The 22,469-nt window shown below is 56.9% G+C and carries 17 protein-coding genes and 1 riboswitch; of the genes, 5 read left to right on the top strand and 12 right to left on the bottom strand.

Annotation, left to right across the window (positions count from 1 at the left end):
* Positions 1 to 70 precede the first annotated feature (70 nt).
* From IEX74_RS11605 to IEX74_RS11595, 3 genes are all read left to right on the top strand, one after another.
* Positions 71 to 625, top strand: a complete 555-nt coding sequence (locus IEX74_RS11605) for a hypothetical protein (protein ID WP_188814169.1) — start codon at positions 71 to 73, stop codon at positions 623 to 625.
* A gap of 133 nt (positions 626 to 758) precedes the next feature.
* Positions 759 to 1,682 carry an MBL fold metallo-hydrolase gene (locus IEX74_RS11600; protein WP_229755232.1) on the top strand — a complete coding sequence of 308 codons (924 nt, stop codon included), beginning with the start codon at positions 759 to 761 and terminating at the stop codon, positions 1,680 to 1,682.
* 372 nt (positions 1,683 to 2,054) lie between these two features.
* Positions 2,055 to 2,813 (top strand): slipin family protein, encoded by a 759-nt coding sequence (locus tag IEX74_RS11595; RefSeq protein WP_188814168.1) that lies wholly within the window; start codon positions 2,055 to 2,057, stop codon positions 2,811 to 2,813.
* Between the two features lie 89 nt (positions 2,814 to 2,902).
* Here the strand turns inward: IEX74_RS11595 and IEX74_RS23455 are convergent, their stop codons facing one another.
* From IEX74_RS23455 to IEX74_RS11555, 8 genes are all read right to left on the bottom strand, one after another.
* A complete protein-coding gene (locus tag IEX74_RS23455; protein ID WP_188814167.1) occupies positions 2,903 to 4,444 on the bottom strand; it encodes a TSUP family transporter in 1,542 nt (513 codons plus the stop codon).
* Entirely contained in the window at positions 4,437 to 6,173 is a 1,737-nt protein-coding gene (locus IEX74_RS11585) for an NADPH-dependent assimilatory sulfite reductase hemoprotein subunit (RefSeq protein WP_188814166.1), read from the bottom strand. Before IEX74_RS11585 ends, IEX74_RS23455 begins: the two co-directional genes overlap by 8 nt.
* 1 nt (position 6,174) lies before the next feature.
* Complete coding sequence (locus IEX74_RS11580) at positions 6,175 to 6,957, bottom strand: DUF2490 domain-containing protein (RefSeq protein WP_188814165.1); 783 nt, start codon at positions 6,955 to 6,957, stop codon at positions 6,175 to 6,177.
* A gap of 13 nt (positions 6,958 to 6,970) precedes the next feature.
* Entirely contained in the window at positions 6,971 to 9,874 is a 2,904-nt protein-coding gene (locus tag IEX74_RS11575) for a TonB-dependent receptor (RefSeq protein WP_188814164.1), read from the bottom strand.
* Between the two features lie 477 nt (positions 9,875 to 10,351).
* A complete protein-coding gene (locus IEX74_RS11570; protein WP_188814163.1) occupies positions 10,352 to 12,190 on the bottom strand; it encodes an assimilatory sulfite reductase (NADPH) flavoprotein subunit in 1,839 nt (612 codons plus the stop codon).
* A gap of 186 nt (positions 12,191 to 12,376) precedes the next feature.
* Complete coding sequence (locus tag IEX74_RS11565; RefSeq protein ID WP_188814162.1) at positions 12,377 to 13,666, bottom strand: sulfate adenylyltransferase subunit 1; 1,290 nt, start codon at positions 13,664 to 13,666, stop codon at positions 12,377 to 12,379.
* 131 nt (positions 13,667 to 13,797) lie between these two features.
* Positions 13,798 to 14,709, bottom strand: a complete 912-nt coding sequence (cysD, locus tag IEX74_RS11560) for a sulfate adenylyltransferase subunit CysD (protein ID WP_188814161.1) — start codon at positions 14,707 to 14,709, stop codon at positions 13,798 to 13,800.
* A gap of 116 nt (positions 14,710 to 14,825) precedes the next feature.
* Positions 14,826 to 15,605 carry a phosphoadenylyl-sulfate reductase gene (locus IEX74_RS11555; RefSeq protein WP_188814160.1) on the bottom strand — a complete coding sequence of 260 codons (780 nt, stop codon included), beginning with the start codon at positions 15,603 to 15,605 and terminating at the stop codon, positions 14,826 to 14,828.
* Positions 15,606 to 15,889: 284 nt separating this feature from the next.
* Positions 15,890 to 15,981, bottom strand: a riboswitch (SAM riboswitch).
* Positions 15,982 to 16,235: 254 nt separating this feature from the next.
* Here IEX74_RS11555 and lysA point away from each other — a divergent pair.
* Positions 16,236 to 17,378, top strand: coding sequence for a diaminopimelate decarboxylase (lysA, locus tag IEX74_RS11550; RefSeq protein ID WP_188814159.1), 1,143 nt, complete (start codon positions 16,236 to 16,238; stop codon positions 17,376 to 17,378).
* A 209-nt stretch (positions 17,379 to 17,587) separates the two neighbouring features.
* Here lysA and IEX74_RS11545 read toward each other — a convergent pair whose 3' ends face one another.
* On the bottom strand, positions 17,588 to 19,246 hold the full coding sequence (locus IEX74_RS11545) for an ArnT family glycosyltransferase (protein ID WP_188814158.1): 1,659 nt from the start codon (positions 19,244 to 19,246) through the stop codon (positions 17,588 to 17,590).
* Between the two features lie 131 nt (positions 19,247 to 19,377).
* Here IEX74_RS11545 and IEX74_RS11540 point away from each other — a divergent pair, with 131 nt between their 5' ends.
* On the top strand, positions 19,378 to 20,871 hold the full coding sequence (locus IEX74_RS11540) for an SDR family oxidoreductase (RefSeq protein ID WP_188814157.1): 1,494 nt from the start codon (positions 19,378 to 19,380) through the stop codon (positions 20,869 to 20,871).
* A 4-nt stretch (positions 20,872 to 20,875) separates the two neighbouring features.
* On the opposite strand, the gene IEX74_RS11535 is transcribed toward IEX74_RS11540, so the two are convergent.
* From IEX74_RS11535 to IEX74_RS11525, 3 genes are read right to left on the bottom strand one after another with little or no spacing between them, the layout of a single operon-like run.
* Positions 20,876 to 21,106 (bottom strand): DUF2905 domain-containing protein, encoded by a 231-nt coding sequence (locus IEX74_RS11535; protein WP_188814156.1) that lies wholly within the window; start codon positions 21,104 to 21,106, stop codon positions 20,876 to 20,878.
* Entirely contained in the window at positions 21,087 to 22,124 is a 1,038-nt protein-coding gene (locus IEX74_RS11530; RefSeq protein ID WP_188814155.1) for a hypothetical protein, read from the bottom strand. The genes IEX74_RS11535 and IEX74_RS11530 overlap by 20 nt, the downstream gene beginning before the upstream one ends.
* A 27-nt stretch (positions 22,125 to 22,151) precedes the next feature.
* Entirely contained in the window at positions 22,152 to 22,424 is a 273-nt protein-coding gene (locus IEX74_RS11525) for a hypothetical protein (protein WP_188814154.1), read from the bottom strand.
* Positions 22,425 to 22,469 lie beyond the last annotated feature (45 nt).

Below are 22,469 nucleotides of genomic sequence, written 5' to 3'. Positions count from 1 at the left end.
TTCGGCGGGAGAGATGCTTTGGCAGGCTCAGCATGGTCGAAATATAAAATTTCCAACATATTTTCAATATATGCCACGTAAATTATTATATAGACAAAAATTAATGAAAAAATATCTTACTAAGCACACCAAAAAAAAGTTAAAATGGCTTGCCTACTATCAGATTGCAGGTGGTGTATTAGGTATAACTCTGGCATTTTGGATATTTCTACAAACAGCTAAAATAGCAGCAATCATGCTTACTATATTTAGTTTTATAACAACATTATATCTATTTTCCATTTATTGTGGCTGGCAATTATTGAAAGGTAGAATTAAAAAGCCACTTAAACTCTCACTATTCAACCAAGTTCTGCAATTAATAAGTTTTTCAATCGCTGGATTTACTTACAGATTTACAGCAGGCATTTTTCTTTCAATTGGCATCAATTACACAAACGACCTCAATTTAAGCTTCAACTTTTCTCTTTCTCAATTTCAGCTGAACATCAACAGCAACAAGGAAGTCGCTACGTTCAACATTAATTTACTTGCATTTTACCTCATTTATTTTACTAACAAATTACAAGAAGAAACGAAAAAGGAGAAGCTTCTATCTACCCAGCTAAATTCCCTGTCTAGCTGACAGAATCCGTTACGTTTATAATCAGAATGGTTATGCTTCGGAAAACTCCGCATGACCATTATTTTCGAATACACTCTACAGCTTCTTCTTACACCTAGCCTTGTGGCCGTTTTCACAACTACTCTGCGCACTCTTGTTGCCCATCAGCACACTCGCGCAACGCCCACCGCAGCCGACCTTCCAGGTCGTGCCCCTAGGTGTGAACGGCGGTATTACGGAAAATAACTTATCTGCCTACCTGCTGGCGCCGGTTAACTCAACCAGTTACATCAGCCTGGATGCGGGCACGTTGCACGCGGGGATAGAGCAGGCCATTGCGGCGAAAACCTTTGAGGCACCGGCTGAAGTTGTGCTGCGGCGCTACATCAAAGCGTACTTTATTTCTCACCCTCACCTCGACCACTTGGCCGGTCTGCTGCTCAACGCGCCGGATGACACGGCCAAAACCATCTACGGGCAGCCGGCTTGCTTGGAAACTATCCAAACGCACTATCTCAACTGGGCAAGCTGGCCGAACTTCGGGGATGCGGGCGCGCCGCCCGCGTTGAACAAGTATCACTATCAACGGCTGACACCTGGCGCCGAAACGCCCGTGGTCGGCACCAGCATGAGTGTGCGAGTTTTTCCGCTCAGCCACGGCAAGCCGTACGAAAGCGCGGCCTTTCTCGTGCGCAATCAGGCGGCGTACGTGCTCTACCTAGGTGACACCGGCGCCGATGCTGTGGAAAAGACAGAGAAGCTGCACTATTTATGGCAGGAAGTAGCGCCGCTGCTGAAAACCCACAAGCTCAAAGGCATTTTCATCGAAGTCTCTTACCCCAACGAGCAACCCGACTCGCAGCTTTTCGGGCATCTGACGCCGCGCTTGCTCTTGCAGGAACTGGCAAACCTAGGTCAATTCAGCGGCGCCGAAGCCCTACGCAACCTGCCCGTCATCGTTACGCACCTGAAACCTACGGGTGATAATAAAGCGCGCATTCAACAGCAGCTTCAGCGGGCTAACAACCTAGGTTTGAAGCTGATCTTCCCGGAGCAGGGCCAACGTTTCTTGCTGTAGCGCGGAAATCCGTTCCGCGACGAGCCCTAACGAGTTCCGACGCTTGGATACTCGCGCTGCTCGTCGCGGAACGGATTTCCGCGCTACTTGCCATATAGCCTGGCTTACTGAATCGACAAGAAACGCCTTTCCAAAATGGAAAGCGTTGGCTGACTATGCTAAGCGCAGAACCGCACGGGTCTAGATAATCACCCTACTAATCAGCGTTTTAGGCTAGCTGAAGCATTTTCAAGAAAGCTAGCTTTCCGTAGCCTGGCGGGTGGCACTGGCTTTGTGACCTGGCTTGGCACGGCCTGCCAAGTTCACCTCATTATCAGCGGACTAGCTGGGTCGTCGAACCTTCTTTCTTTCACCTTCTTAGTCTTTGCCGGTATGCCTGCACTTACCATTCTTCTGATTATCGTTGGCTTTCTCCTGCTCGGCATCCGCATTGCGCAGGAATACGAGCGCGCCATTGTGTTCCGGCTGGGTCGGTTCACCGGCACGCGCGGACCGGGGCTGTACTGGATCATCCCCATCATCGAGCGGCAACAAACCATCGACATCCGCACCAAAACCGTGGACCTGGAGCAGCAGGAAACCATCACCAAAGACAGCGTAACCATCAAAGTAAACGCGGTGCTCTGGTTCCGGGTCGTGGCGCCCGACGCGGCCATTATCAAGGTGGCCAACTTCAACCAGGCCGTTTACCAATTGGCGGTGACGGCGTTGCGAAATATCATTGGGCAGCACCAGCTGGATGAAGTGCTGCGCGGCCGTCAGCAAATCAATGCTACGCTTCAGCAGCTTGTGGATGCTGCTACCGAAAGCTGGGGCGTGAAGATTGAGCTAGTTGAAATCAAAGACGTGGAGATTCCCGAATCCATGCAGCGGGCCATGGCGCGGGAGGCCGAAGCCATTCGGGAGAAGCGCGCCCGTCTCATCAAGGCCGAAGCCGAGCTGGAAGCCAGCATCAAGCTAACCCAAGGGGCTCAGCAGATGGAGAATAGCCCAATGGCACTGGAGTTGCGCCGGATGCAGATGGTTTCGGAAATCGGCATCGACAACAATACCACCACGATTGTGCTGATTCCGTCGGAGTTCAGCCACGCTGCCCAGAGCCTGACGAAGCTGGCGAAAGCGACGGAGTAGGGCAAAAGTAAACGCCGGCTTTCCCTCAACTCCGCATCGTCATACTTGAGACGTGGAGTTGAGGGAAAGCCGACGCTTGCATTCGGGCTTTAGATAAAGCTGAGGAACACCTTGCGCAACGCCCACAAGCTCCACACAATCACCATCAGCCCCACGCCCACGAACATCGTGCGTAAGGGCAGACGGCCCGCTAACCTAGCTGCGAAAGGAGCCGCGGCCACGCCTCCCACGATAAGACCTAGCACGATCTGCCAGTGCGTAATACCTAGGGTAGCGAAGAAGGTCAGAGCACTGGAGAAGGTAACAAAAAACTCCGTAAGACTCACAGAGCCAATCACGTAGCTCGGCGTGCGGCCTTTGGCAATAAGCGTGCTCGTGACCAACGGCCCCCAGCCGCCACCGCCGAACGAATCGAGGAAGCCACCAGCAGCGGCCAACCAGCCTACGTTCTTAATTTTGCGGCGACCCTCCTGCTTTTTGAAAGCGCGCACAATAATGCGAATACCGAGCAAAAGTAGATAGACAGCCAGGAAAGGCTTCACCCACTTCGCGTACTCTTCGCCGAAACGAGCCAGGAGAAAGGCCCCGCTCACTGCCCCCAAAATTCCCGGTATCAGGAGGGCTTTGAACAAACGCTTGTTTACGTTGCCAAACTTGTAGTGCGAGTAGCCCGAAGCGCCGCTCGAAAACATTTCGGCTGTGTGGATACTGGCGCTAACCGCCGCCGGCGAAATGTTCATCGACATCAGACTGATGGCTGTGACCACGCCGTAGCCCATGCCGAGCACCCCATCTACAATCTGCGCGCCGAAGCCCACGGCCACGAAGGCGTAAAACATGCCGCCGTGGCTAAGCGCGTCGTACACCTGTGGCAGGGTGATGTAGTAAGAAGCAATATTCAGCGCGATAAACGCCGCAAACGCAATGAGCGAACCTGTAGCCACCCGGCGCCAGTAGATGGTAGCCGGCGACTCATAAGCCGGACCGCCGGCCAGCTCGGCCGTTACAGCATTCAAGGATTTTACCTTTTCAGCAAAATCGCCCTGAATACGGCCGCGGATGGCCGTCATCTGCTGTAGCAGGTCGTGCACTTCGTTGGGGAGCGTCTCCTCCAACACGGCCCGCAGGCGCTTGGCTACCGTCGGCGACTTACCGTTAGTAGATATGGCTATCTTCAGGTCCCCCTTCTGCACCACCGACGACAGGTAGAAGTCGCACTGATCGGGCGTGTCGGCTACGTTGGTGAGCAGGTGCCGGGCCGCCGCCTGCACCTTGATGTGCCGGTGCAAGGCGGGGTCGTCGGTGGCAGCAAACACGAAATCCTGGCCGTCGAGGTCATCGTCGGAATACGGGCGCTCCAGCACCTGCACGCGCGGGTGGCGCGCCGCCAGCTCACGCAGCTCGGGCCGGATGATGGTGCCCACCACCGTCACGGCGGTAGCGGGACTATTGCGCAGAATGGCCGTCAGCTTCTCCAGGCCCACGTTGCCGCCGCCCACCAGCAACACCCGAAACTGCTCCAGCTTGATGAAAACCGGAAACAGCGGGTTAGCTGTTGGGGTCGGGACGGGAGCGGCAGCCGCAGGGCTAGCTTCCGCTCCGGTGGGCACAGAGTTCAGCGTATTAGGCATGGAAGTTCAGTCCGTGAGTGGTGGCTTTCACATGGCCCTGGCGAATCACAAAGTCGCCGAAGCGCTCGGCGGGCTGACGCTGTTGGGCGTAGGCTTCCAGCAGCGGCGTCAGCTCCCGGATGATAGCCTCTTCATCCACCATTTCTTTGTAGAGCTTGTTCATCCGCTCGCCGGCATGGTCGGCACCTAGGTACAGGTTGTAGCGGCCGGGCGAACGACCAATCAGGCCAATTTCACCTAGGTAAGGACGTGCGCAGCCGTTGGGGCAGCCCGTCATCCGGATCAGAATACCGGCATCCGACAAACCGTTGGCCTGAATAACCTTGTCGAGGCGGTCGAGCAGGTGCGGCAGGTAGCGTTCGGCTTCGGCGAAGGCTAACGAGCAGGTGTTCAGGGCCGTGCAAGCAAGAGAATGCAGCCGCAACGCGGTTTGTTCCTGCGTGCGGGTCCACACGCCGCGGTTTTCCAGGATTTCCTGAATCCGCGCCTGATGGCCTTTTTCGATGTTAGCCAACACTAGATTCTGGTTGCCGGTCAGGCGGAACTCACCGGTATGAAATTCGGCAATTTCACGGAGCGCTGTTTTTAGCTCAAAGCCCGGCTGATCGTGTACGCGGCCGCCTTCAATGAACAAGGTCAGGTGGCTTTTGCCCGTGCCGTCGCCCGCCGACCAGCCAAACGAATCACCCGACGTTTCGAAGCGGTACGGACGCGCTGGCGTCAGGTCGCGGCCGAAGCGCTGGCGCAACTCGGTTAGGAACGTATCTAAGCCGACACGGTCAATGGTGTACTTGAGGCGCGAGAACTTGCGGTTTTCACGGTTGCCCCAATCACGCTGAATGGTCACGATCTTCTCGCACAGGTCCACCGTGTCTTCCACCGGCACGAAGCCGATGAGGTCGGCGAGACGGGGATAGGTTTCGGGCATCCCGAAGGTCATACCTAGGCCCCCACCAATGGCGACGTTGAAGCCGATCAGCTTGCCGTTTTCCTCAACGGCAATCAGGCCAATGTCATTGGCGAAAATGTCGGTGTCATTTTGCGGCGGCACGGCCAGCGCAATCTTGAACTTACGCGGCAAATAGGTTGAGCCGTAAATTGGCTCGTGGTCGGTGTGCTCCTCCTGCCGCTCCGTGGTGAGGGCGCTGCTGTAGGCTTGCTGGCCATTGAGCCACAAATCCCAGTAGGCCGTGGTGCGGGGCGTGAAGTGCTGGCTGAGCGCCGCGGCCACTTCGTGCACCTGCTTGTGCACGCCCGATTCGTGCGGATTGGCCGAGCACATCACGTTGCGGTTCACGTCGCCGCAGCCGGCGATGCTGTCGAGCAGCACTTCGTTGAAGCCCTGAATGGTGCGCTGCAAATCGCGCTTCAGCACGCCATGAATCTGGAACGACTGCCGGGTGGTAAGCTTCAGCGTGTCGTTGCCGTAGCGCACCGTCAGCTCATCCATGCGCAGCCACTGCTCGGCATTCACGACGCCACCCGGCACCCGCACGCGCAGCATGAAGGAATAGAGCGGCTCCAGCTTTTGCCGCTTCCGCTCGCTTTCCAGGTCGCGGTCGGTTTGCTGGTAAAAGCCGTGAAACTTAATCAGCTGGGTATCATCGCCGGCAACCGCGCCGGTGATGGGGTTTTCCAGACTTTCGGCAATCGTGCCGCGCAGAAAGTTGCTGGCCGTCTTGATATGTTCGACTTCGGAGAGCTTCGGATTACTTGAGGTATCAGCCATATTAAGGTTGTGGCGAAGAAGGTACTGCGGATGGCTGCGCCGCATTGGCGCGCAGATCCAGATTGTGAAAATAGAACACCCGAATGGTGTGCTGATTACGATACGTATCCCCGGCGGGGAGTTGCTGAAACAGGTGCATGTAACCGGCTTGCAGCTGCGCCTGTTTGCTTATTTGGTATGCTACGCCCGCAAACAGACGGTTTTGATCGAAGTAGTTGTAGCGCACTTCCTTGCCCAAGTTAACCATTACCTCGTCATTCAGCAGCAGTTGCCAACTGCCGGGGTCGAAGTTGCGGTGCGTCAGAGGCAGGAACAGCGCCATGTTGAAGCGGGTTCGATAGTTGAAATTATAACCCGGCGCCAGCTCTTCGTTATTGCGGATATTACGCCGAAAACGCTCTTCCAGCCGCACCCACTGCATCAGCCTAGCCTTCGGAAACTTGGTAGACCACTGCACCTGCTGCCAGGGCCGGTGCTCCGGCTGACCAACACGGCGGGCGCCATCCGGAAAATGATGCACATAGGCATAACCACCCGTCAGACGCACGTCATCGGTGAGGTAATACGTGAGTCCAATGCGGGCTACCGTCTGGAACATGTCGTGCACAAACCGGTCATGCAGGCGCAGGTGCAAATCCGTCCAGGTGCCCCAGTGCTGAGAAAAGCGCGTTTGGTTGAACGCGCCTATCCACGTCTGGCGCTCCTGCACAAACTGCTTTTGCGCCCATAAAGGCTGAGCTGCCAGTAGCAGACTTGCAATCGAAAGAAAGAGTAGCCGCTTCATCCTTGACCTAGGTTTAGTGAAGCACGGTGTTGTCGAACGTCAGGGCCACGTAGTATAATCCACCGATGGTCGGGCCGGCCGCGTACTGGATGTAGCGGTTGTTTAACAAGTTCGCCCCGCCCACTTTGATCGTGGTTTTCAATGTCGGTACGCGTAAGTTAACCTGTGCATCCACCGTCTGGTAGGCCGGCACCCGACCGTTGGCCAGTGGGCTTTCCCAGTAAAAAGTGCTCTGGCGGCGCCACGCAATGTTGAAACCTAGGTTGCGCACCACCTCGCGGTTGCCAAACGAGGCGTTGATGGCCCACTTCGGCGTGTTAAAGCCCGTCACGAAAATATCGGCCTGGTCGTTGGCAGAAATGTTATTGTAGTTGACGTTGCCGCCCACCGTAAACTTCTGGTAGAAGTTGTAGTTCACGCCCAGCGTAGAGCCGTAGCTGTGGTAGTCGTTGCGGGCATTGGTATACACGCGGTAACGGTCCTGGCGGGCGTCGCGGTTGCTGCGCACAGCGGCCAGCACGGCATCATCCGAGCCCACGGGCACCTGGTTGCCGCTCGCATCTTTCGGCACGCTCACTTCCACCTGACCCAGGAAGCCGGAGTAGATGTTGTAGTAGGCATCCGCGTCAATCGACACTTTATTATCGAAGAGCACGCTGCGGTAGCCCACTTCATAGGAGTTGATCTGCTCAGGCTGCTCGCTGGGCAGGTTAGCTACTTGCAGCAGGTCGCGGTTCTGAGGAAGCAAAGCTGCCTGCGAGGTAGTGGTGCCGTTGTTAGCTGCTACATAGGCGTTTACAGCCGCGTTGAACTTGTCGATGGAGGCGCGCGTGTAGGAGTTTTGCAGGTAGTTCAGGCCTTCGTTCACGCGGGGCAGACCACCCACGCGGCGCACGTTGCCGTTGTTGACGAAAGAAAGTGCCTCAAACAGCGACGGAAAGCGCCAGCCATTCTGGTACGAAGCGCGGAAGTTGTGCTTCTCGGCTACCGTGTACACAGCGGCAATGCGCGGGTTTACTTTGGGCGTAAACTCCGGGTTATAATCTACGCGTAGCGAACCAGTTAGCTTCAGTCGGTCGGCGAGCAACAGCTTGGTAGCCTGGGCAAAGCCGCCGACTTTCTTGTAATACACGTAGTCGCCACCGGGCTGGTTCCGATCAGCCAAGGGGCGGCTGAAATCAACGAAGTTGTTGCCATCGGGAATAATCTGGTACACGCGGGCGTCGGCTCCCACCAACACGTCGGCAAACTTGATGCGCTGACCTAGGTTCCAGATTCCTTCCGTGTGGTAGGTACGGCTGCGCTGCGTGAGGGCAGCCCCACCGGGAATAGGCGCGTCCTTCACGTTCACGCCACTGTCCCAGTTGTTGGTTGCCACAATCTGCGCCTTCAAATCCTTGAAAGCCTGTGTGCCGGGCTCAGCGCGGCCAGCATCGGCGGCGGCGCGCGCATCTATCATGGCCTGACCTAGGTTAGTACCGCCCTTCAACGAGTTTTGCAACGCATCCTTGAACTTGGCGCCCCACACGGTATTGGAGCCGTTCTGCAAGTCCAGGTTCAGCGCCAACGGATTGAGGTTGTACGAGTTACCGGTGTTTTCAATCAGGCTATATGCCCGCACCGTGAAGTCGGCGCCTTTCAGCTCCAGCTTGTGGTTCTGCACCGTCACGCCATCCAACTGAATCTTGTTGCCGCGCTGAAACACGCCGTCCATCAACCCGAAGCGGTAGCCGTAGCTCAGCTCCAGCTTGTCCGTCAGCTTGTAGTGCAGACTGGCGTCGGCCTTGATGTTGCGCACCACAGGGTTCACGAGGTCCTTTTCGTAGTAGCCGGTGCGCGTCACCGTAAAGTTCTGGCTTTTACCGTTGTACGGAATGTTCACCGTCAGCGAGGAGTTGGTATCGTCGCCGTAGCGGTTCCACAAGTCAGCCGCTGGATTGTAAGCGCCCGATAGTTCGGGAAAGGCCGGGTTGGCCGTGGCTAGGTTCTGCGGGTTTTGGTCGGTTTGGGTGTTCGCCAGCCAGTCAGTACCTTGTAAGTAGCTCAGATTCACCTTATACGCCCAGCGTTGATCCGGACCGAGCGTCTGCGCCCAGCGCACCGCCGATTCCGTCAGCAAGCTAGGTTTGCGGTCGATGCCATCTACGTGGTTCACACCGCCCTTTTGGTACACGCTCAGGCCCTGGTAAGTGAAAGGGCTTTTGGTCGTAAGGTTCGCCATGCCGTTGATGGCATTCATGCCGTACAAAGCGGAGGCTGCGCCCGGCGTGATTTCCACGCTGGCTACGTCCAGCTCCGTCGGGCCGATAGCGTTGCCGAGCGGCACCCCTAGGGTCGCGGCCTGCATATCAACACCATCCACTAATTGCATGAAGCGGAAGTTGTTGGGGATATTGAAGCCGCGCGTATTGGGTACTTTAAACGTGAGGCTCGACGTAGTCATCTGCACGCCTTTCACGTTTTCCAGGGCGTCGTAAAAGCTAGGTGCCGGCGTTTCTTTAATGGCCCGAATATCAAGCTTTTCAATGGCCACCGGCGACTTCAGGCGGCTTTCCTCCACCCGCGAAGCCGATACTACGACCTCATTCGTCAGCACCGATTTCGACTCCAGCGACACCTGCAAGCGGCTGCTGGCACTAGCGACCTGGATTTCACGGGTTTCGTAGCCGATGAAGCTAAAAACCAGGGTAAAGGGAAAGCGCAGCCGCTCTTTCAGGGCAAAAGCACCGTTGGCGTCGCTTTGGGTACCTACGGCGCTGCCTTTTACGCTGATGGTGACGCCGGGTAGCGCCTGGTGGTTGCTATTGTCGCGGATGGTGCCGCTGATGGCAATGATGGGGTCCTGGGCCAGCGCGGATACCGCGCTGGTTAACAATAAAAGAAGCAGCAGCCAGAGTGAGGCATAGTAGTGTCTCATTGTCAATGATCTGTAATTTTCAAGAAAAGAAGAGTAAGCAGAAAGGCCGCTCAATCGAACGTGCGGCGGCCAGGCACCTGTCGCTGTATTTGCCGTCGTTATTAGACGAGCGCCGACGGACCGTCAACGCTGCCGTGGCAAATACCAGCAGCTAGCCCTGACTACAACATCGTTTCTGAAAAACACACACCATTACGGGTAACGAGTTCATTAGTAAAATTTTAGCGGTATCTTTTCTACTTATGGCCGCTGAATTTCAGGGCGAGCACGAGCGACCTCCTTATTTTTAAGGAGAAGCGAGAGGAACTTCACTTACTGAACACGCTTGTTAAAAATGTCATGCTGACGCGGAGCAGCCGGCTTGCAGCACCAACTCCTAGGTGGTGACGAAGAAGCAGCCAAAATGCTTTCCGCGTCAGCATGACCGGGCGCTTACGCTAGCTTTTACGCTCAACTGTGCTAGCTCATTTTACTCTCTTAATACACGTCTTCGAGGTAACGGCGCTGCTTTTTCAGGTTACGCACGTAGTCGGCGGCGGCATCGGCACCTAAGCCGCCTTCACGCTGTACTACTTCCGTCAGCGCCGTTTGGATGGCGGCACCCAGGCGCACTTTGTCGCCGCATACGTAGAAATGGGCGCCGTTTTCGAGCCAGCCGTACACCTCTTTCGAGTTTTCCAGCAGGCGGTTCTGCACGTAGATTTTCTCGGCCTGGTCGCGGGAGAAGGCAACGTGCAAGTTGCTGAGCTTCCCTTGCTTAAGATACTGCTGCCACTCCGTCTGATAGAGAAAGTCGGTGGTGAAGTTGGGGTTGCCGAACAGCAGCCAGTTACGGCCGGCGGCACCTAGCTCCACGCGCTCCTCCACGAAAGCCCGGAACGGCGCCACGCCCGTCCCCGCGCCTACCATGATGATGTCAGTATCGGTGTTTTGGGGCAGCTTGAAGTACTCGTTATGCTCCACAAACACTTTCACCACGTCATCTACCGCTATGCGGTCGGCCAGGAACGTCGAGCAGGCGCCCTGCTTCCGACGCCCAAAGGCTTCGTAGCGCACGGCACCCACTGTGAGGTGTACCTCATCGGGGTGGGCCAGCAGGCTGGAAGCAATGGAATACGCCCGGCTCGGCAGCGGCCGCAGGGTTTCCACCAACGTCTGGGCCGATAGCTCCGCCGGGAAATCGGTGAGCAGATCGGCGATGTCGCGACCGTAGAGATAAGGCTGTAGTTGCTTCGTATCAGTCAGCAGCTCTTGCAGTTGCGCGTGCGGCGCCAAAGCAGCGTAGCGCTCTACCACGTCGCGCGTCAGCACCGACAGTTCCCGGCGGTTCGCCAACGCCGCCGACAGTGGCAGCCGCTCCGTACCTAGGTTCACCGACTCGCCCTCGGGCAAGCGCGCGGCCTTCAACACCTCTTCCACCAAGGGGTCTTCGTTGACGGGCACCACCGCCAGCGCATCACCCGGCTCGTAGTGCAGCCCCGAACCCACTAGGTCCAGCTCCAAGTGGTACGTCTCCTTCGACGAGCCGCGGCCGTTGAGCTGAATACTTTCCAGAACCCTAGCTTCCCAAGGGTGCTTACGCGAATAAGCAGTGGGAGCTGGTTCCGCTTTCACGGCGGCCGGAGCACTTGCGGCGGGAGCCGCAGCCGAAGCCGCAGGTGCGGGCGCGAACTCGCTGGTAATCTTCTCTAGTACAGCCTCAATCCATTCTTCAGCAGCGGCTTCAAAGTCGACGTCGCAATCGACGCGGTCCGAGATGCGCTGGGCACCTAGCTCGGCAAGGCGCTCATCGAAGTCGCGACCGATCTTGCAGAACTCTACATAGCTTTTATCACCTAGGGCCAGCACGGAGTAGCGCAATTCGGGCAGCTTCGGCGCACGCTTGCTGAACAGGAACTGGTGCAGCTCCTCGGCCGATACGGGCGGATCGCCCTCCCCTTGCGTGCTCACCACAACCAGCATCAGCTTCTCCTGGGCCAGGTTACGCGTGGCGTAGTCGTTCATGTCCTTCACCTCTACTTTGAGGCCGCGGCCGGTAGCAGCGTCGGCAAGTTGCTTCGCAACTTTCTTACTGTTACCCGTTTGGGAGCCAAAAAGTACGGTAATCGTAGGCACTGGCGCGGTGGCCGGAGCAGGTGCCGCAGCCGTCGAAGCAGGCGCGGTCTGCGGCGATGCGGTGCCGTTGCCTGCGGCGTAACGGCCATAGAAATAGCCACTTATCCACAGCAGCTGCTGCTCGGTCAGGTTGCCCGAGAGCTGCTGAAGCGTTGCGTCGTCGAGGCCCGCGGGAAGAGTTGTGCCTTGTAAAGATGTCATGTTTGCTGATTCTTATTTCTGGTTTTTGGTTGTTTGTTTTTGGTTTTTGGCTTGTTCCCAGTCATTATTCCTCGCCAGGCTCGGAATGACGTTCTGCGGTGCGTGTCAGATGCTTCCTCTCGTCAGCATGACGTTCTGGAACAAGCCAAAACCAAAAACAAACAACCAAAAACGATAAACCAACCCTTAGATTGAGAAGGCTAGGGCTCCTGGTTCTGCTTCGGTAAACAACTCGGGGTCAGTTGCTTCAATCAGGCCGGCGGCTACGGTGTTGCCCGTTTGCTCGTCAACGAGGATGAAGGAGCCAGAATCACGGTTCTGACGGTAGGGGTCGGCCACAATGGGCGCGGCCGTTTTCAGTCGCACCCGCACAATTTCGTTGAGTTTGGCTTCGTCGGTCGCAACGTGCGTGAAGGTCTGCACATCGATTTTGTACAGAATTGTTGGCAGCGAGGCCTTTACCAGCGCCGAGTGGTGCTGAAGCAGGAACTTCCGACCACCCCGCAACGGCGCTTCCGCCATCCAGCACAGCGTTGCTTCCAACTCGCGCGTGATGTGCGGCACCTGCTTCACCGGCACGATAGAATCGCCGCGGCTCACGTCCACGTCGTCGGTCAGACGCAGGATGACACCCAGCGGCGCTACCGCACTTTCTACCTCCTGCTGGTTGATTTCGATGGCTTCAATGGTCGTTTCCACCCCCGAGGGCAGCACCGTTACCTTGTCGCCCTTGCGGTACGTACCGCTCTGAATACGACCAGCGTAGCCCCGATAGTCAGGCAGCTCATCAGTCTGCGGACGAATAACATACTGCACCTGGAAGCGTGAATCGCGAACGTTGGCTTCTTCCGTAGCCGGCACGCTTTCCAGGTGTTCCAGCAAGCTAGGTCCTTTGTACCACGTCAGGTGCGCCGATCGCTCCACAATGTTGTCGCCGTGCAAAGCGCTCAGCGGAATGGGCACCACGTTCGTCAGCCGGAGCTGTTTGGCAACTTCGGCGTAGTCGGTTACAATTTTATCGAACACTTCCTGGCTGTGGCCAACCAGGTCCATCTTGTTCACGGCCAGCACAAAGTGACGGATGCCGAGCAGCGCGGCCACCATCGAGTGACGGCGGGTTTGCTCAATCACACCCAGGCGGGCATCAACCAGCACAATAGCTAGGTCGGCGTTGGAGGCGCCGGTCACCATGTTGCGGGTGTACTGCACGTGGCCGGGCGCGTCGGTGATGATAAACTTGCGGCGCGGCGTGGTGAAGTACTTGTACGCCACGTCGATAGTAATGCCTTGTTCGCGCTCGGCACGCAGGCCGTCGGTGAGCAAAGCTAGGTCAACGGTGCCGTGTACCGTGGGCTTGTTCTCCAGAGCCGCCAGAATATCCAGCGACACGGAGTCACTGTCGTACAGCAAGCGCCCGATGAGCGTGCTTTTGCCGTCGTCAACGCTGCCGCAAGTGATAAAACGTAATAGATCCATGTGGAGGTGAGATTGTGAGTGGTGAAATGGTGAGTTGTGTGTCGAAAGTGAAGCGTGAGATAAGCAAAGCAGAGGCACTGATGCAGTCCAGTTATCCACTCACCATCTCACTAGTTCACCATCTCACCACTTTAAAAATAGCCGTTGCGCTTGCGGTCTTCCATGCCCGCTTCCGAGATGTTGTCGTCGAGGCGGGTGGCGCCTCGCTCGCTTACTTTGGCGAGTAGCAGATCTTCGATGATGTCGTCGATGGTGCTAGCGTTGCTCTCCACGGCCGCCGTGCAGGTCGAGTCGCCGACGGTGCGGTAGCGCACTTGGCGCTTCACGATTTCGTCGGTTTCATCCAGCTGAAGATGTTCGCTCAAACCTAGGAGTTGGCCGCTGGGCAGCACCACGCAGGCGCGCTCGTGGCCGAAGTAGATGCTAGGCAGGGCTATATTTTCGCGCTGAATGTAGCGCCACACGTCCAGCTCGGTCCAGTTGGAAATGGGGAACACGCGCACGTTTTCACCCTTCTGAATCTTGCCGTTGTAGATGTTCCACAGCTCGGGGCGCTGGCGCTTGGGGTCCCACTGGCCAAACTCGTCGCGGACGGAGAAGATGCGCTCCTTGGCGCGGGCCTTTTCCTCGTCGCGGCGGGCGCCACCGATGCAGGCGTCGAACTCAAACTCTTCGATTACGTCCAGCAGCGTGTAGGTCTGCAAAGGGTTACGACTCGGAAACTTGCCGGTAGCATCGCGCAGGCCGCGCTGCTTGATCGTGTCCTCCACCTTGCGCACGATCAGCTTTTCGCCTAGGCGGGCTGCTAGCTCGTCGCGGTAGGCCAGCACCTCCGAAAAGTTGTGGCCCGTATCAACGTGAACCAGCGGGAACGGGAACCGCCCTGGCCGAAAGGCCTTTTCCGCCAGTCGCGTCAGCACGATAGAGTCTTTGCCACCCGAAAACAGCAGGGCTGGACGTTCAAACTGTCCGGCCACTTCCCGCATGATGTGGATTGCTTCGGCTTCCAGGCGGTCGAGGTAATCTAAATGAGAGGTACTCATGAAATGATTCGTTACTTTCAGAAAGAGTAGGTTGTCATTCCGAGCAGCGTGAGAATCTGGGTCAATACCTAGGTTTTCACTCAGATTCCTCGCATCGCTCGGAATGACAAATCAGCTTAATTGCTCGGCGTGGGTGTGGTGCTGGTTATCGGCTCCACCACCGGGTCGGGGCCGTCGTGGGTGCCGTGCGTGTGCAGGCCGCACTCCTTGGCCGATTGATCTTCCCACCACCAGCGGCCGGCGCGGAAATCTTCGCCGGGCTGAATGGCGCGGGTGCAGGGTGCGCAACCGATGCTCACGAAGCCTTGCTTGTGCAGCGGGTTCACCGGGATGCCGTGCTCACGCACGTAGTCCCAGCATTGGTCCCAAGTCCAGTCAAACAGCGGGTGTACTTTAATGAGTTGGTGCGCTTCGTCCCACTCCACCGGGTGCATCTCCTGGCGGTTCGCCGACTGCTCGGCGCGAATGCCAGTGAACCACAATTGCTGACCCGCCAGCGCCCGGTTCAGGGGCTCTACTTTGCGGATGTAGCAGCATTCTTTGCGGTTTTCTACGCTTTCGTAGAAGCTGTTCGGTCCTTTTTTGAGCATCAGCTCCTGGATGCTTTGCTGGTCCGGAAAGTACGTTTCAATGGGCTTTTCGTACTTCAACAGGGTCTTGTTCCAGGTGGAGTAAGTTTCCTGGAAGTTGCGCGCCGTATCGAGCGTGAAAACCTTGACCGGCAGATCATTGGTAAAGATCAGATGGCTAATTATCTGGTCTTCAATGCCAAAAGAAGTCGAAAAAACGGCTTTATCGGGGAAAAGAGAAGCGGCGTAGGTGAGTATCTCAACTGCACTACGTCCGGCTAATTCCTGACGCAGGTCGTTGACCCGGTCTTCAGATAGTAGTTGCATAATTAGAAGAAATCAAGGATTCTGGAGGGCTAGCCTCGGTTTTGCAGTAGGGCCAGCGGGCCGGCCTGATTGTTTGCCAACTTGTAAGTGGCTACTGCTGTACGTCTGGCTAAGCCTCAATGGCTATTACCAGTGTATAAACCAAGAAAAGGAGGAAATGATGCGCGAAACGTTACTAAAACCGCATGAGCCCGGCCATACACATGCCACAACATCCATGCTGTACGGAAGCAGAGGTGGTGGGATAGGCAGCGGGGGTCAGCAAGAGTTTCACGGCTGTGTTGTTTTTATATAATCAGGACTTGGCACCGTTCCGGATGTTCCGGGGGTTGTCGGCGTTTCGTCGAGCCTGTCTCTCCACGCCTCTGTATAAAAACAATCCTTTGGTCAGAAAGATTGAATGGGCGCAAAGGTAATAGCCGATTTTTAATAATCATAGACTATATTTTTTGGATGCCCTGCGCTTTGCGACCAGGTTTAGGTGGGTGGCCAATCCTGTCGGGCAGACTTTGTATTCTGCTCGATAAGCCCCTTAAAATCGGCGCAGATTCGTAAACCGGCCGCTACTTCCCTGCTGTTTACCGCGCTGCGTGCCGTACCTTCGCGCGGTTTTTACGCTGCTTTATCCGAATGTCCTTCACACTGCCGGCGGAGTTTGCCTCGCGCCCTACGCCTTTTTATTACTACGACCTAGCCCTGCTAGAGCAAACCCTGACGGCTTTGCAACAAGCCGCTCAGCCCCGCGACTTTCACGTGCATTATGCCTTGAAAGCCAACGCCAACCTGCCCATGCTGGAGCGCATCCGGCAGCACGGCCTGGGTGCCGACTGCGTGAGCGGCGGCGAAGTGCAGCGCGCTCTGGACTCCGGTTTTGCCCCGCAAGACATTGTCTTTGCCGGCGTGGGCAAGTCGGATGCGGAGCTGAACCTAGCCTTGGCCGCCGATATCTGGTGCTTCAACGTGGAGTCGGTGGAGGAGCTGGTAGTGCTGAATGAGCTGGCCGGCGCCCAGAATCGCCGTGCCCGCGTGGCGTTGCGCGTAAACCCCAACGTGGACGCGCACACCCACCACTATATCACGACGGGTCTGGAAGCCAACAAGTTCGGTATTAGCTTATCCGATTTGCCGGCCGTGGTGGCGCAGCTGCCTTCACTGCCCAACCTGGAGCTGGTTGGCCTGCACGCCCACATTGGCTCGCAGATTACGAACCTAGGTGTGTTCGGGGAACTCAGCCAGAAGTTGAACGAGCTGCAAGACTGGCTTCAGGATCAGGGCTACTCCCTGCCCCACCTCAACGTGGGCGGCGGCCTGGGTATTGACTATCAAACGCCCGACAAAAACCCGGTTCCGGACTTCGAAACGTACTTCCGCACTTTCCAGCAGCACCTTGTGCGCCGCCCCGGCCAGAAGGTACACATGGAGCTAGGTCGCGCGGTGGTGGCGCAGTGCGGCACGCTTATCAGCCGGGTGCTGTTTGTGAAGCGCAGCCAGCAAACGCAGTTCGCCATCCTCGACGCGGGCCTTACCGAGCTGATTCGCCCGGCGCTCTACGGCAGCCACCACCACATCCAGAACCTGAGCAGCCAAGGCTCCGTGCAGCCTTACGACGTGGTCGGCCCCATCTGCGAGTCCTCCGACCGCTTCGGCCAGGAAGTGCTGCTGCCCGAAACCAAGCGCGGCGACCTGATTGCTTTGCGCTCGGCCGGTGCTTATGGCGAGGTTATGTCGTCGCATTATAATTTGAGAGAGAAAGCGCCGGCGTATTATGCCTAGCTTATTGTCTGAACCACGGATTCGTCCGGATTTTTCGGATTACACAGATTTTGTGGACGAGTAACAACCTAGGTTCTGGTCAGCAAAAAAGCCTTTCCGCTTGTGGAAAGGCTTTTCTGTTTTAAACTGTAATCGGGATTAAGAGATGAGGACAGAACCGAATCGTCCACAAAAATCCGTGTAATCCGTCCGAATCCGTGGTTCAGATATTACCAGTAGATCGTCCACTTTCCCAAGGTTTCCTGTTGCGTGAAATAGCGCAGCATCCACTTGCGCTCTTCTTTTAGCTCACCTTTTACTAGGAGCGCCGGATGCTGCACGAGCAAGCTACCTAGGTACGGCTCTTGCTGCGAGTCGGGCAGGATGATGAGGTTACGGCGCCACGTTTCGTCGGCTTCGAATTGCGTTTCGCGGTGAAGGCTTTCGTTGCCGTCGTAGAGTGAAACCGGCAGCTTGCCTAGCTCGAACGCCAGGGAAGGCAGCAACTCATTGTATACCAACACAGTCCGGTCGGTGAGGTGATGCGCGCGCAGAAATTCCGCCAGCGGTCGGCTGCCGTTGAAAGCTAGCTCATTCTGATTCATGAGGGGCTTGGCCGTGAGCAGCAGCGTGGCGGTAAATACCACCGTAGCCGCCAAAATGCGCGGCGCGACGCGCACCTGTTCCCAGAACGTAAGCAGCAGCACCATCACCACGACGCCCGCAGCCGGCCAGATAATCGTGAGCGGACTCATTTCCAATGGCAGCTGCGGAAAGACAGTCACCATCACCGGCAACAGACACAGCATCGCCAGCAGAAAGCCATAAAACGTGATGATGCCCACGTACCAGTGGTGCAGCACCGCGTCGGTGAGGCGACCTAGGTAGTAGACGGTCAGCAGCGCCACCCCCGGAAAAATCGGCAGCACGTAAAGCAGCAGCTTCGACTTGGAGATGGAGAAGAAGATGAGCGGCAGTATTACCCAGAAAATAAGCACGTTGCGCCACTGTTGCGGCACGTCGCGCCAGGGTGTGCGCACGGCTTGGCTAATCAAGGCTACCGACCACGGCAGGCTCGTGGCGGGTGCCAGCACCACATAAAACCACCACGGCTTCGCGCGATTGAAGGTGGCCGCGTTGGCGAAGCGCTCCACAGTATGCTCAAAGAGAAAGTAGCGCACAAAGGCCGGATTTTCAGCCACTAAGTACAGATACCAACTCAAACCGACCAGCACAAAAAGCACAGTACCTAGGGCGTGATGCTGGGTGAACGGCCGGCGGGTTTGCCCTTGCTTGAAGTAAAACCCAATAACGGCCATCAGCGGCAGCACAAAGCCAACCGGACCTTTGGTCAGGAAAGCCAGCCCTAACCCAATCCAAAACAAGTACAGCCACCGCGCGCCGCCCGTATAGTAGTAGCGCAGAATGCCATAAGTAGCCGCCAGCTCTAGCGTGGCCAGGTACGCATCCGTTGTCACGTTGAGCGCCGAAATCAGCACGACGGGCAGCGTGCCGTAGATGATGGCCGCCGCCAACGACCGGCCCCGGTCGCCACGAAATAGCAGCTGACCCAGGCCATACACCAGTAAAATCTGCAACAGTACGGCCAGGATGGGCAAAATCCGTACGGCCGCCGCATCCGCGCCGAACACACCTAGGCCAGCCGCCACCAGCCAATACGTAAGTGGCGGCTTGTGAAAGTGCTGAATACCAAGCAGCCGCGGGTGCAACCAGTCTTGTCCGGTCAGCATTTCGCGCCCGATCTCGGAGTAGCGCGCCTCGCTGCTTTCCAGCGGCCCCCAGCTGCCGATGTTCACCAGAAAAGCTAGCCCCAGCACCAGCAGAAACAACCAGAGCCAGGAACGGGAAGTGATAGGCAACGACTTCATAAGGCAATTCGACGGAAAGTAAGAAGGAAAGCGGCTGCAATATTAGCCAAATGCGCAGTGGGCTGATGAAGTGTTCTTCTAACTAACGGCATCCCAACTGGTTGTCAACGTACATCCTTTTTCGCCCGCCCATGAAAATCCTGCTCACTGGTGCCAATGGCTACATCGGCCAACGCCTGCTTCCGCTGCTGGTGGAGGCCGAACACGAGGTGGTTTGCCTGGTGCGCGACCCGCGTCGCTTCGAACTGCCTGAGCGTCTGCGCGCCCGCGTGACCGTGGCGCAGGGCGACCTGCTCCAACCTAGCTCCCTGCGTGACCTGCCCCGCGACCTGGATGCCGCTTACTACCTGGTGCATTCCATGAGCGGCCACGACAAGGACTTCGTGCGCTCGGAGCAGGAATCGGCGCAGAACTTCGTTGATTATCTGGACCAGGCCACCGCCAGGCAGATTATCTACCTGAGCGGCATCGTGAACGACCAAGGGCTTTCGGCGCACCTACGCTCGCGCAAGGCGGTAGAATCGGTGTTGGAGCAAGCCGCGAAAGCTAGCTTGACGGTGCTGCGGGCCAGCATTATCATTGGCTCGGGTTCGGCGTCGTTTGAGATTATCCGGGATTTGGTGGAGAAGCTGCCCGTGATGGTGACGCCGCGCTGGCTCAACTCGCGCTGCCAACCCATCGGTATTCGCGACGTCATGTTTTACCTCACGGCCGTGCTCGACAACCCCGCTTGCTTTGGCCAGAAGTTCGACATCGGCGGGCCGGATGTACTGACTTACAAGCAGATGCTGCTCGGGCTGGCGGAGGTGCGCGGCTACCGGCGCTACATAATCACGGTGCCGGTGCTCACGCCGCGTTTGTCGTCGTGGTGGCTGTTTCTGGTGACGCGTACCACCTTTTCGTTGGCGCAAAGCTTGGTGGAGAGTCTGCGTAATGACACCGTGGCTGATGCTGGCCGCAGCATTCAAGCCGTCGTGCCGCACGCGTGCATGAGTTACCGCGAAGCCCTGGAGCTAGCTTTTTCGCGCATCGAGCAGAACGAAGTCATCAGCAGCTGGAGCGACGCGCTGAGCAGCGGCGTCATCAAGAAAAACTACATGGACTTCGTGCAGATTCCGCAGCACGGCGTGCTCACGAACCGGCAGGTACTCAGCTTCACCCGCGACCCCAATGAGGTACAGCGCAACGTGTGGAGCATTGGCGGCGAAAGAGGCTGGTACAAAGTGGATTGGCTCTGGCGCATCCGTGGGCTCATGGACAAGTTTGTGGGTGGCGTGGGGCTACGCCGCGGCCGCCGCTCTCCTACCAAGCTCCGCGCCGGCGACCCACTCGATTTCTGGCGCGTACTCGTGGCCGACCGTACCAGCCGCCGTTTGCTGCTTTACGCCGAGATGAAGCTGCCCGGCGAGGCATGGCTGCAATTCCGCATTCTGGATAACGAAGATGGAAGCCACCGGCTGGAGCAGCTGGCCGCTTTTCGTCCGCACGGGTTGGCGGGGCGGCTTTACTGGTACTCGTTGGTGCCGTTTCACTTTATCATCTTCCGCGGCATGATCGAAAACATCGTGCAGTATGGAGAAACGGTGTCGGTACAACACGCGCTGACTCCGGCCGTGAACGGGTAAAAACCTAGCTTTCAAACCGCCGCACCAGCCACATAATCAGGCTGAGCAACAAGCTGAGCAGCAGCATCGAACCGAATGGCGCATAGAGCCGGAAGCCCGGCCGCTCTACGCGCACATCGCCAGGCAAGCGGCCAAACCAACTGAGCCAGCTGCCGCCACCCAGCCAGAGAAAAGCCCCGAGCAGCACCACCCCCAGGCCAATCAGAACCAGTATCTTACCGAGTTGGGGTGTCATTGTTGTCGTTTATAGGGCGCCATTTCTGCGTCTCGCGTAGTTTGTACAACAAAGAGTAAAGATGGTTGAGGCCGAATGTGCCCTGCTCCCCACAATCCTCAACTTCAAATACTTTATCCTGATCGTAGCTAACGCGCAGATGCTCGGTTCCTGCGTCAGTCCAATTGACTGTATAGCTCACGGTTGCGTTTCGCAGCCTAATTATTTGGAGCACCCGCTGAATCCGGTTGAAGCTTACCGTATCTACGGTTGCCTGGAAGGAGCCAACCGGCCGCGGCGACGAAAACGGCCCCCAAGCCCCATAGTCCTTTAGCTGCCGATAAATAGCCGTCCGATCCGCTAAAATGGTGATTTCAGTGGCGGTATCATAGTCGTGCAACCCGCTCGCTATTTCTATCTTCTCAAGCTGATGCTTACTTGGATGCCGGTTGTACTCCATAAAGGCCCCGTGTTGGAACACTAACGTATCTAGCTGAAGCACTGATGGCAACACCAGATTCCCCGGTTGACTATTGAGAGGAGTTACGGCGTGAAAGTAGACAATGGCTGGTCTGTTTTCCAGCCGGATGACAGTTGGCTGCTCACAATGCCCTTGTCCTCGTCCGTACAGTCTTCGGGGCTCGCACTGCTGGTTGCCGTAGTTCATAAATAGCCACGGCTCCGTTCCTTCGGTCCACTTAGAGCTTCTGCGACGTAACACCAGCAGATCAGCATACCCGTTGCCGTCGAAATCAGCTTTTACCCACGGCTCGACTAGCAGCTTGGCACACTGCTTCTGGCAGGCAAGACCGAACTGTATCAATGTGGTATCAACCAGGAACCTAGGATAGAAGTAGTTCTTTCTCGGCTCGTGTTGCACAATCCACACCTCTACGTCTGCCACCGTACGCAGCGAATCAACGTCACTCGGAATAACAAGCTGCGGAATAATCGACTGGAGCTGCGCCTTGACAGAAAACGCCAGGACCAGAAATAAACCTGGCAGCAACAGTTTTGTCAAGGTGTGCGCGACACTCATAAACCTAGCTTTTCGAGTGCCTACGTGTTACTGCCAGAAAAGCTGCACCAGCACAATTATGGCTATTACCAGTGCCGCGTACACGCCCAGCGCCCACCACTCGCCGGGGTCCCTGAAGTTGTAGGGGTGACGCTTGCGGGCGGCTTGCTGCACCCACACCGACACCACCGTGCCGCCGGTAGACAGGCCCAGCGCCAGCGTCTGCGGAATGGCTTGGCGGAATAACAGCAATAAAGCCACGAGCGGCACCAGACCGACGAGGTAGCCCAGCAGGCGGGTAGTGAAGAGGTTGGAAGCCATAAGCAGCGAAGGTAGCACGAAGTGACAACTTCGCTTGGTGTGGCG

It is taken from the genome of Hymenobacter cavernae, assembly GCF_014641455.1.
Classification (GTDB): domain Bacteria; phylum Bacteroidota; class Bacteroidia; order Cytophagales; family Hymenobacteraceae; genus Hymenobacter; species Hymenobacter cavernae.
This window is presented reverse-complemented; position numbering and strand designations above follow the sequence as displayed.